At 48.1% G+C, this 11,758-nt stretch carries 7 protein-coding genes, 6 tRNA genes and 3 rRNA genes; all 16 read left to right on the top strand.

What is annotated here, in order from left to right; translation table 11 throughout:
- Nucleotides 1-103 (top strand): 16S ribosomal RNA (locus tag QJ036_RS07140); the annotation flags it as partial.
- Between the two features lie 99 nt (nt 104-202).
- Nucleotides 203-320, top strand: a 5S ribosomal RNA gene (gene rrf / locus QJ036_RS07135).
- Between the two features lie 232 nt (nt 321-552).
- A 23S ribosomal RNA gene (locus QJ036_RS07130) occupies nt 553-3,437 on the top strand.
- Nucleotides 3,438-3,500: 63 nt separating this feature from the next.
- Nucleotides 3,501-3,574: transfer RNA gene (locus QJ036_RS07125), tRNA-Asp, on the top strand.
- Between the two features lie 17 nt (nt 3,575-3,591).
- A tRNA-Val gene (locus QJ036_RS07120) sits at nt 3,592-3,664 on the top strand.
- A gap of 47 nt (nt 3,665-3,711) precedes the next feature.
- Nucleotides 3,712-3,784 (top strand) — tRNA-Thr (locus QJ036_RS07115).
- Between the two features lie 4 nt (nt 3,785-3,788).
- Nucleotides 3,789-3,870 (top strand) — tRNA-Tyr (locus tag QJ036_RS07110).
- 26 nt (nt 3,871-3,896) lie between these two features.
- Nucleotides 3,897-3,970 (top strand) — tRNA-Met (locus QJ036_RS07105).
- 20 nt (nt 3,971-3,990) lie between these two features.
- A tRNA-Phe gene (locus QJ036_RS07100) sits at nt 3,991-4,063 on the top strand.
- A 288-nt stretch (nt 4,064-4,351) separates the two neighbouring features.
- Nucleotides 4,352-5,488, top strand: coding sequence for a hypothetical protein (locus QJ036_RS07095; RefSeq protein ID WP_283230699.1), 1,137 nt, complete (start codon nt 4,352-4,354; stop codon nt 5,486-5,488).
- A 57-nt stretch (nt 5,489-5,545) separates the two neighbouring features.
- Nucleotides 5,546-6,589 carry a LacI family DNA-binding transcriptional regulator gene (locus tag QJ036_RS07090; protein WP_283230698.1) on the top strand — a complete coding sequence of 348 codons (1,044 nt, stop codon included), beginning with the start codon at nt 5,546-5,548 and terminating at the stop codon, nt 6,587-6,589.
- A 470-nt stretch (nt 6,590-7,059) separates the two neighbouring features.
- On the top strand, nt 7,060-7,938 hold the full coding sequence (locus QJ036_RS07085) for a branched-chain amino acid ABC transporter permease (protein WP_283230697.1): 879 nt from the start codon (nt 7,060-7,062) through the stop codon (nt 7,936-7,938).
- A 13-nt stretch (nt 7,939-7,951) separates the two neighbouring features.
- Nucleotides 7,952-8,956 carry a branched-chain amino acid ABC transporter permease gene (locus tag QJ036_RS07080; RefSeq protein ID WP_283230696.1) on the top strand — a complete coding sequence of 335 codons (1,005 nt, stop codon included), beginning with the start codon at nt 7,952-7,954 and terminating at the stop codon, nt 8,954-8,956.
- On the top strand, nt 8,953-9,720 hold the full coding sequence (locus QJ036_RS07075; protein WP_283230695.1) for an ABC transporter ATP-binding protein: 768 nt from the start codon (nt 8,953-8,955) through the stop codon (nt 9,718-9,720). Before QJ036_RS07080 ends, QJ036_RS07075 begins: the two co-directional genes overlap by 4 nt.
- A gap of 1 nt (nt 9,721) precedes the next feature.
- The gene (locus QJ036_RS07070; RefSeq protein WP_283230694.1) at nt 9,722-10,432 is read left to right on the top strand and encodes an ABC transporter ATP-binding protein; all 711 of its coding nucleotides are present in this window, start codon (nt 9,722-9,724) and stop codon (nt 10,430-10,432) included.
- Between the two features lie 58 nt (nt 10,433-10,490).
- On the top strand, nt 10,491-11,708 hold the full coding sequence (locus QJ036_RS07065) for an ABC transporter substrate-binding protein (protein WP_283230693.1): 1,218 nt from the start codon (nt 10,491-10,493) through the stop codon (nt 11,706-11,708).
- Nucleotides 11,709-11,758: the final 50 nt, after the last annotated feature.

Genomic DNA, 11,758 nt, shown 5'->3' with positions numbered 1-11,758 from the left:
TGACCCAACCGCAAGGAGGGAGCTGCCGAAGGCGGGACCGATAACTGGGGTGAAGTCGTAACAAGGTAGCCGTATCGGAAGGTGCGGCTGGATCACCTCCTTTCTAAGGAAGAAGAAGTAAGGTGGTTGGAATGTACTGTTTGGCTATCAAGGAGCGAGTGCAGGACGCTGTCTTGCACGAGCGAAAGATAACTGAAAATTTTCTGGTGTCGATGCGCTTAGGGGACACACCCGTTCCCATCCCGAACACGATGGTTAAGACCTAAGCGGCCGATGGTACTATGCTGGAGACGGCATGGAAGAGCAGGTGGATGCCAGAAATCGAAATAATCAGCGAAAGCTGTTTATATATATACTGGTTTTTACCAGTGATTAAAAATCAAAATTCAGGTTTTGGTTTTTAATGACTGATAAAAGTTCAGTCACACGTACCTTGAAAACTACACATTGGAAAAGACATCAGATATTGAAATAATTTAAACCAATTCAATTTCATTAACAAAGCAAAAACCTGAGCCAGGGCAGCAGGACGCTACCTGCTGTGGTAAACCTGGTTAAGCTAAAAAGAGCGCAGGGTGGATGCCTTGGCACTAAGAGCCGAAGAAAGACGTGATAAGCTGCGAAAAGCCATGGGGAGGAGCAAATATCCCGTGATCCATGGATATCTGAATGGGGAAACCCGGCAGAGCAAACCTCTGTCATCCATACGCCAATCCATAACGTATGGAAGGGAACCCGGTGAACTGAAACATCTAAGTAGCCGGAGGAAAAGAAAGAAAACTCGATTCCGGGAGTAGCGGCGAGCGAAACCGGAGGAGCCTAAACCCGGGTGCGTGCACCTGGGGGTTATGGACTGCATTTAGTATCTTAAAGGTTAGCAGAATGGTTTTGGGAAAGCCAGCCATAGAGGGTGAAAGCCCCGTAAGCGAAAACGGATAAGAGCGAGCAGGATCCAAAGTACCACGAGACACGTGGAACCTTGTGGGAAGTCGGGGGGACCACCCCCCAAGGCTAAATACTCCTTAGTGACCGATAGCGCATAGTACTGTGAAGGAAAGGTGAAAAGGACCCCGGGAGGGGAGTGAAAGAGAACCTGAAACCCTGTGTTTACAAGCTGTGGAACCGCTTTATATGCGGAACCGCGTACTTTTTGTAGAACGGTCCGGCGAGTTGCCGGTGCTGGCGAGGTTAAGTTCTTAAGGAACGGAGCCGAAGGGAAACCAAGTCTTAACAGGGCCGTAAGTCAGCACAGGCAGACCCGAAACCGGGTGATCTATCCATGTCCAGGTTGAAGCGGGAGTAAAATCCTGTGGAGGACCGAACCCACATCCGTTGAAAAGGGTGGGGATGAGGTGTGGATAGGGGAGAAATTCCAATCGAACCCGGAGATAGCTGGTTCTCCTCGAAATAGCTTTAGGGCTAGCCTCGTGTTAGTCTCATGGAGGTAGAGCACTGAATTCCCGCGGGGGCGTCAAAGCTTACCAAAGGATATCAAACTCCGAATGCCATAGAGATGATGCACGGGAGTCAGACTGCACGAGATAAGTTGGGTGGTCAAAAGGGAAAGAGCCCAGACCTCCGGCTAAGGTCCCAAAGTGTGTGTTAAGTGGAAAAGGATGTGGGGTTTCAAAGACAACTAGGATGTTGGCTCAGAAGCAGCCATACATTCAAAGAGTGCGTAATAGCTCACTAGTCGAGAGGCCCTGCGCCGAAAATGTCCGGGGCTGAAACACACCACCGAAGCTGAGGACTCTTTAGGGAGTGGTAGAGGAGCATTCTTAAAGAGACGAAGCAGTACCGAAAGGAGCTGTGGATTTTTAAGAAGAGAGAATGCCGGAATGAGTAGCGAGATAGAGGTGGGAATCCTCTAGGCCGAATATCTAAGGTTTCCAGGGTAAAGCTGATCTGCCCTGGGTAAGTCGGGGCCTAAGGCGAGGCTGAAAGGCGTAGCCGATGGACAACAGGTTGAAATTCCTGTACTATGGTATGTCAGAACTGTGGGGACACAGAAGGAAAGGAAGAGCCGGGAATGAGAAGACCGGTGCAAGCGGGGTAGGAGAGAAGCAGGCAAATCCGTTTCTCAATCTGAATCCGTGATGCGGACCGAAAATAAGTAGGGAAGCTTCTGTACCAGCTGTCAAGAAAAGCCGCTATCGTGCATATCATACCCGTACCGTAAACCGACACAGGTGGATGAGGAGAGAATCCTAAGGCCGGCGGGAGAAGCATTGTTAAGGAACTCGGCAAAATGACCCCGTAACTTCGGGAGAAGGGGTGCCTCGAGAGAGGCCGCAGAGAATTGGCCCAAGCAACTGTTTAGCAAAAACACAGGTCTATGCGAAACCGTAAGGTGAGGTATATGGGCTGACGCCTGCCCGGTGCTGGAAGGTTAAGGGGAGAGGTTAGCGCAAGCGAAGCTTTGAACTTAAGCCCCAGTAAACGGCGGCCGTAACTATAACGGTCCTAAGGTAGCGAAATTCCTTGTCGGGTAAGTTCCGACCCGCACGAAAGGCGTAATGATTTGGGCACTGTCTCAACAATGCACCCGGTGAAATTGAAGTACCAGTGAAGATGCTGGTTACCTGCGCCAGGACGGAAAGACCCCATGGAGCTTTACTCCAGCTTGGTACTGGGATTCGGTATTGCATGTACAGGATAGGTGGGAGGCAGAGAAGTGGTGACGCCAGTTGCCGCAGAGCCGCTGTTGGGATACCACCCTTGCGATATTGGGTTTCTAACCAGTCACCGTGATCCGGTGATGGGACAATGCCAGGTGGGGAGTTTGACTGGGGCGGTCGCCTCCGAAAGGGTATCGGAGGCGCCCAAAGGTTCCCTCAGGATGGTTGGAAACCATCCGAAGAGTGCAAAGGCAGAAGGGAGCTTGACTGCGACACCGACGGGTGGAGCAGGTACGAAAGTAGGGCTTAGTGATCCGGTGGTATTAAGTGGGAATGCCATCGCTCAACGGATAAAAGCTACCCTGGGGATAACAGGCTTATCACTCCCAAGAGTTCACATCGACGGAGTGGTTTGGCACCTCGATGTCGGCTCATCGCATCCTGGGGCTGAAGTAGGTCCCAAGGGTTGGGCTGTTCGCCCATTAAAGCGGTACGCGAGCTGGGTTCAGAACGTCGTGAGACAGTTCGGTCCCTATCCGGCGCGGGCGTAAGATATCTGAGAGGAGCTGTCCTTAGTACGAGAGGACCGGGATGGACTGACCGCTGGTGTACCGGTTGCGGATCAACCGCATGGCCGGGTAGCCAAGTCGGGAAGGGATAAACGCTGAAGGCATCTAAGCGTGAAGCCCCCCTCGAGATGAGATATCTCATAGCATAAGCTAGTAAGACCCCTTGAAGACGACGAGGTAGATAGGACAGAGGTGGAAGTACAGTAATGTATGGAGCTGACTGTTACTAATCGGTCGAGGGCTTATCCAGGCGGCAAGGGTTTGTTTTGGAAAAGATGTTGACAATGTGTAGTTTTGAAGGTATGTGAAATGAGGCCCGGTGGCTCAGCTGGTTAGAGCGCCGCCCTGTCACGGCGGAGGTCGTGGGTTCGAACCCCATCCGGGTCGCTTTGAGAATTTTATATGGGGTCTTAGCTCAGCTGGGAGAGCATCTGCCTTACAAGCAGAGGGTCATAGGTTCGAGCCCTATAGGCCCCACTTCTTATTTTCAGTAAAGAAGAGTTCGATAATTGGCGTATTTATACGCCGATGTGGCTCAATTGGCAGAGCAGCTGATTTGTAATCAGCAGGTTATCGGTTCGAGTCCGATCATCGGCTTTATGGGGGAATTCCCGAGTGGCCAAAGGGGGCAGACTGTAAATCTGTTAGCAGTGCTTTCGGTGGTTCGAATCCACCTTCCCCCACTCAGAAAATTTCATATAGAAAACGTCGCGGGGTGGAGCAGTTCGGAAGCTCGTCGGGCTCATAACCCGAAGGTCGTAGGTTCAAATCCTACCCCCGCAACTCGACACATTAAGTGTCATGCCCAGATAGCTCAGTTGGTAGAGCAGAGGACTGAAAATCCTCGTGTCGCTGGTTCGACTCCGGCTCTGGGCACTTTTTATTTGTAAAAAAACCGATATTGATTTTGACATAAAGAATTATAATAAAATTTTAGAAAAATGCTATTGAAAAAATTTTAATGATACGTTATACTATTGATATCGATTTCATAAATAATTATATTACATGAGAATGCGCTTTTTTAAGTGTGTTTTTTTCTGTGTACATTTCTTTCATATATTGAACTGATCTCTACAATCCCTGAACAGAAAATAATAAGATATTTTATGATGCGTATGGTCATTCTGTTCGCAGTATTTCAGACCAGGAAAGGTGAAGTATATGAAAAAAGAAAATGTTGTGATTATTGGTATGGGATTTTTGGCCACTTATGTGATGCCTTGTTATGAAAGGCTTTTAGGTGATGAGATTAGCAGCCGCTTAGTGGGAATTAAGGGAAGCGAGAGAGGCCTTAAGGAGCGTCAGGCACAGTGCAATTTCCCCATTCAGGTTGGAAAAGTAAGGGAAACCCTGGAGGAGAAGAAACCCGGTCTCATTATTCTTGCTGTGAAGCCGAATCAGATCGGTGATATGACAGAGGGAACGCTTGCTCCTTATTATCAGATGCTTCGTGAAAAAGGAGAGGCTCTTCCGGATCTGTATTCCTTTGCACCCAATCCACCGGTAAGCTATTATACCGATGTGCTGGGTGATGATGTCAATGCGGCAAATCTTCTGCCAAATATGATAAGCTATGTGGCCGGATATAATCTTTCTCAGGCCGGTGTGTCCTTTATTTCCTTTGATCCCAGAAGGGAATGGCCTGCAGAGAACAAAAAGAGAGCGGAAGAGTTTTTACAGCCTACAGGGACTGTGGTGGAGGTTGATGGGGATAAAGCAAACTCCTTCCTGGCTATGCAGGTGGCCTGCCATCTTATGTTTGAGCTGAACTATATTGCTCAGGATGTTGCAAAAGAAAACGGAAAAGAGATTACGCTGGCACAGTCCGCATCTGCATATCGTGCACTTCTCAGAAAACGCTTCAATGAGCCCTGCGTAGATGTCCTTCCCTGCAGTCTTGACGGGATTGATGATGAGAATATGAGAGAATATATGGAGATGGCTCTGGATGCCTGGTACGACGGCGTATTCCGTTTTTCCAAGAAGATCGGAATCCCGGAGAAGGCTGCAGACAGGCTGATCTGCGGTACGATGGAAACCTACCATATGGAAGCACAGCTGGAGCCCAAGGAAATTCTTTTAGAGAATACGAAGAATCATGCGACTCCCGGCGGTTACCTGGAGATGGCTCTGATTACGATCCAGGACGGCAGATATCAGTATCTCGAAGAGCAGATGAGAAAATGGGTCAGAGGCGAAAAGGATGCTTCTGTCCGCAAGGAAATTGAACAGATCGCATTTGATGTTGCACAGGCAGTGTCTGACCGTGGCGAAACGACCAGCGGAATTAAAAGATAAGAATACTCTGCAGAACATCGAAGGCAAGTTAATATTAAAACAGGAGAAAACCAAACGATGGTTACCCAAAAGGATGTTGCAAAATTAGCCGGTGTCTCAATATCCACTGTTTCCAGGGTTCTGAATGGAAGCAGTCTGGTAGACGGAGAAACGAAGAAAAATGTTGAGTCGGCTATAAAAAAGCTGAATTATAAACCAAATCTGGTTGCATATGGACTGCGGGCAAAAAGCAGTAAGCTGATCGGGTTGATTTTACCGGAGCTTGTTCATCAGGCTTATTCTATGATTGCACAGTATGTTGAGACCAGGGCCAGTGATAAAGGTTACAGCATGATCCTGGGGGTTCACAGGAACGATCCTGAGTGTGAGAAATGGCTGATCGATGATTTTCAAAGGCGTAATGTTGATGGAATCATTCTCCAGCCGGTACATGATGAACCGCATACTTCTGCTAATTTGAAGGAATATACAAGAGTTCCCATGGTTCTGTATGGCCAGAGCTTTTCCAGTGATCAGATGGGAACGGTTCAGCTTGATAATTATAAGGCCGGAATCATGGCGGCAGAGCATTTTGTGAAGCTCGGCCACCGTCATATTGCCTGTACGGCAGGCCCTATCAATATGGAATACCTGAGGGAAAGACTCAATGGTTTTCGGGATGGACTGACGAAGCATAACATTGTGATAAGCCAGCAGGATATCTGTGCCTGTGAATTAAACTATCAGGTTCCGGGTGTCGTCAGCGGGCAGAGAGCAGTGATGCAGTTTTTGGATGGCCGGGACAGGAAGGATTATCCGACTGCAATCTGGGCACATAATGATCTGGTCGCCGTTGGCATCATCAAGGAGCTTCACCAGCGGAAAATCCGTGTTCCGGAGGATGTTTCTGTAATCGGTATGGATAATATGGTCCTTACGGATATGATCTATCCGCCTCTTACTACGATCGGGCAGCCTTTGGAACAGATGGCTACCATGTCGGTTGACATTCTGTTAAAGGAAATTGAATTGAAGGAGCAGTATGTTCCGGAGAATATACGAATGGAGCCGCAGCTGATTATCCGGCAGTCGACGGGAAAATACAGCGAAAATGTGATATAAGAGCAAGGGGAAAGGCCTCCATGAGTGGCAGCAGGTGCCGCTTATGGAGGCCTTTCTTTTTTATGAGAAAATTATGAGAACGATTGTATTGGTTTTTTGGATGGGTTCGGATGACTAAAAAGTACTTAAAATCCATACAAATCATAAAAAATTACAGCAACATGCACAAAAGAAAAAGGAAAAAATATACAGAGTGTTCAAATCTGAAATTCCCCATTGACTTATGAAAACGATATCATTATAATATGTAGCATAAGTGAGACATAACTGTGCAGAATGGTGTAAAGAAAGATTTGAATATCGAAATTAATACACTTATTGCATAAAAATGTTTCAAATAACCAGGGATTTGAGCAAAAGAAGCAGGGGGGAATGTACGAAAATTATTTATGAAATCGATATTAAATAGTTTTTTGTGACAGATCAAGTTTCTGCAGATATGGCGAAAAAAAGCAAGGAGGAGTGTAACGGTGTTTTTTCAACAGTTATTTAATGGAATAACCATTGGCGCTACATACTCGCTCGTAGCAGTAGGATTTTCTATCGTTTACAGCGTACTGGAGCTGGTAAATTTTGCCCATGGTTCATTCTATGTATTGGCGGGTTATCTCGTGCTTACGATGTACTCGTTTATGGCGCTGCCGTATCCTGTTGCGATTCTGGCATCCCTGATTGTTACAGGCTTATTCGGCGCCGCGATGAACAAATTTTTACTGGAGCCGATTCGTAAAAAGACATCTTCCGGCGAATCCGTAATGACGGCTACACTGGGAGTTTCCACGTTCATCCTGAACCTGATCATGGTGCTTTACGGAAGTGAGACAAAGCCCTTCCCGAATCCCATGAACCTTGGAAAGTTTTATATCGGCAGCGTAATCATGAAATGGAATCAGGTCATCATCGCCATCGCGGCCATCATCATGATCATCGTGATGTCGATCATCATCTACAAGACGAAGATCGGTTCCGGTATGAGAGCGATTGCACAGGATGTTTCCGCAGCAAAACTGATGGGTGTCAATACAGAGCTGGTTATCACGTTTGCATTCTTTTCCGGTATCCTCTGTGCAGCAATCGCAGGTATACTGGTAGCAATGTACTACGGCTCCGTTGATACGACCATGTATCTCGGCGTTTCCATGAAGACCTTTGCAGCAGCGCTGCTTGGCGGTATCGGTTCCCTGCCGGGCGCAGCCCTGGGCGGTATCATCATCGGTGTACTGGAAGCTTTCGTTGCCGGCTACATCAGTGCCGACTGGAAGGACTGCATCGCCTTCATCGTATTGATTCTGGTACTTCTGTTCAGACCTTCCGGCCTGTTCGGACATAAAGAAATTAAAAAGGTATAAGGAGGGCACAGAAATGTTTAATAAAATAACTACAGCATGGGCTCTCCATCGTCGGACCGTTACGATCGTGACTCTGGTGATCCTGGTAGCGTTTCCGTTTCTGATCACCGATCAGTATATCGTTACAGTAGCTACACTGGGCGGTGTGTATGCGATCCTGGCAATGAGCCTGAATCTGATATCCGGATTTATGGGAATTACTTCCCTTGGACATGCCGCATTCTGGGGCGTCGGAGCATATACAGCAGCACTGCTTTCCACAAAGCTTGGCTGGCCGTTTATACTCACACTGATCGCCTCCTGTGTGGTTGCACTGGTCTTCGGTGTTCTTCTTGGCCTTCCGACCCTGAGACTTTCCGGTCGTTATCTGACCATTGTAACACTGGCATTCTGTGAGATCATCAGAACCATTGAAACCAACTGGAAGAGCCTTACCGGCGGCGCAACCGGTATCACCGGTATTCCCAAGCCGGAGATTTTCGGATACGTATTTAACACACCGATGAAGATCTATTTCCTGGTGCTGGTGCTTTGCATCCTGACTTATATTCTGATCACCAGACTGATGGATTCCAGACTGGGCAGAGGCATTACCGCAGTCCGAGATGATTACATCGCAGCACAGGCCATGGGAATCAAGGATTCCAGATATAAGATCATGGCATTTGTTATTTCGGCAGCTCTGGCAGGCATGGCAGGCGGCTTCTATGCACATTACATGAGCTTTATCAGCCCCTTAAGCTTTTCCTTTGACCAGTCAACACTGATCCTGTCCATGATCATCATCGGAGGACTCGGAAACCTGACAGGTTCTGTGATCGGCGCAGTGCTGCTGATCGCTCTTCCCGAGGTACTCAGACCCCTGATGGCATGGCGCCAGGTTATTTACGGAGCATTATTGGTAGTCGTAATCCTGTGCAAGCCTTCCGGAATTCTTGGAAAGGTAAATCTCAAGCATATCAAGCAGCGTGAGCTTTTCAAGAGAGGAAAGGAAAAAGAAGGCGAGGTGAAGGCATGAGTACACCTGTATTAAGAACAGAAAAGGTTACACAGCGGTTTGGCGGTCTGGTAGCTGTAAATGCTGTGGATATGCATGTGGATCAGGGCGAGATCGTTGGACTGATCGGCCCCAACGGTGCCGGAAAGACGACCCTGTTCAACTGCATTACCGGACAGTATACGCCGACAGAAGGAAAGATCTATTTCCATGACAAGGATATCACAGGCATGACTCCGTATCAGATCACGGAGCTCGGAATGTGCAGAACCTTCCAGAATATTAAGCTGTTTCCCCATATGACGATCATGGAAAACGCCATGGTGGGTGCTCATACACGGATCAAGGAAAATCTGTGGGATGTAATTTTCCATACAAAGGCTTATAAAAAAGGTGAAAAGCAGGCAGAAGAGAGAGCTAGAAAGGCTCTGGAGCTTACCGGCTTGTCCGATAACCCCTATTATTACGGAACAGATCTTCCATACGGAAAGCAGAGAAGACTGGAGATCGCCCGTGCCATCGCCAGCGATCCGGAGGTGCTGATGTTCGATGAGCCGGCAGCCGGTATGAATGAAGGAGAAACGGCAGATCTGACAGAATTTATCCGTGAGATCAGAGGACTGGGTTATACCATTTTGCTGATCGAACATGATATGAGACTTGTTATGAATCTTTGTGACAGAATATATGTGCTCGACCATGGTACGCTGATTGCTTCGGGAAAGCCGGAGGAAATCAAGCAGAATCCTCTGGTAATAGAGGCATATCTGGGAAAGAAGGCGTAATATGGCATATTTGCAGATTGAAAACCTTCAGGTAAATTACGGTGCGATCAAAGCAGTACAGGGAGTTTCCTTCCAGGTGGAGAAGGGCGAGATCGTAACCTTAATCGGTGCCAACGGCGCCGGAAAAACTTCCATCATGAACACAATTTCCGGTCTGATCAAGCCTGCCGGCGGTACGGTCAGCTTTGACGGAAAGGATATCACAGGTCATAAGGCGCATACCATTGTAAAGGGCGGCCTTGCCCTCTGCCCCGAGGGAAGAAAAATCTTCCCCAGGTTCACGACTTATGAGAACCTGAAGATGGGTGGCTATACAAGCTCTCCGGAGGCAATTAACCGGGGAATCGAGAGAGCGGCAGAATTGTTTCCCAGATTAAAGGAGCGTTTTAACCAGGTGGCAGGTACCCTGTCCGGAGGCGAGCAGCAGATGCTGGCTGTGGGCAGAGCACTGATGTCGGAGCCGAAGCTTCTTATGCTGGACGAGCCTTCTCTGGGTCTTGCCCCCATTGTTGTGCAGGAGCTTTTTGAATGCTTCACAAAGATCAATAAAGAAGGAACCACCATTCTTCTGGTAGAGCAGAATGCAAGTATGGCTCTGGATATCTCTGACAGAGGATACGTGGTGGAGAACGGAAAGATCAACATTTCCGGTACAGGAAAGGAACTGGCAAACAACGACAAGGTAAGGGAAGCTTACCTGGGCGGTCTGTAAAACGTAAGAGATGTAATAAAATTGCGTAAGCAATTGATATAAGAAAAGGAGGATAACAATGAAAAAAAGGATTTTCAGTCTCATCCTTGCAGTAGCCATGGTTATGTCACTGGCAGCATGCGGAAGCAGCAAGGAGACAGCAAAGGATGACACAAAGGCAGCAGAAACAACAAAAGCAGCAGAAAAGAGTGACGGTACTCAGGCCGCAGCATCCGGTGACACCGGTGCGATCAAGTTAGCACTTGTTGGCCCTCTGACCGGCAACAATGCCTACGCTGGCGAAGCAATGTTCAACGGCGCAAAGATGGTCATTGATGAGTACAACGCAGCAGGCGGCTACAACGGAACACCTGTTACCTATGATGAGTATGATACCAAGGCAGACGCCAACGAAGGTACCATGATCGCTCAGAAGCTGGCAACTGATAAAGATCTTACAGCAACCATCGGACCCTGGTCCTCTACTGTAGGTCTTGCTATGTCCCCCATCATCGATGAGGCCGGCATCATTATGTATGCAACTTCTCCCAGCCATGCTGACCTGACCAAGTCCAGTGAGTGGATCATCCGTCAGACTCCTCTGGCAGCTACTCTGGCTTACGGCTGTGCTGATACTCTGCTTGAGGCTGGCTACAAGAAGGGCGTATATCTGTATGATAACACCAACGAGGGTGCTACCAAGGGTTCCGAATTATTTGAGGAGCGTTTCACTGCAGGCGGCGGCGAAGTGATCGTTGAAGGCTATGCAGCAGGCACCAAGGACTTCACTCCACTGATGACCAAGTATAAGAGCGACAACATTGAGTTCATCTGCATGTATGGTGCAACTGCTGACTCCGCTCTGATCTGTACACAGGCAAGAGATATGGATCTGGATTGCCTGATCCAGGTTAACTCCATGGCTCTGAACGATGAGTTCAATCAGCTGATCGCTGGTCTGGAAGAGATCTACTGCTGCGATTCCTACGCTGCAGATTATCCCGATGAGGAGTTCCAGAAGTTCGTTTCCAAGTATGAAGATCTTTACGGAGAGAAGCCCATCGTTCATGGTTACTTCGGTTACTGTGCAGCTAAGCGTCTCCTGGCTACCATCGAAGAGTACGGTCTTGATGATATGACCGAGGTTCGCGATGCTCTCAGAAACGGAACTCAGGAAACCGAGCTTGGTACTCTGGAGTTCATCGACGGCGATGCAGATCGTCCTACCATCTGGAGCAAGTATGATGTAGCAGACGGCGTATTCCATGCAGTTACAGAGATCCCTGCTGCAAAATAAAATAAGGAAACACGTATAAAGGAATCATAACTGCCCGTCGCTTTTTTGCG

The organism is Fusibacillus kribbianus (genome assembly GCF_030053595.1).
GTDB lineage: Bacteria > Bacillota > Clostridia > Lachnospirales > Lachnospiraceae > Lientehia > Lientehia kribbiana.
This window is presented reverse-complemented; position numbering and strand designations above follow the sequence as displayed.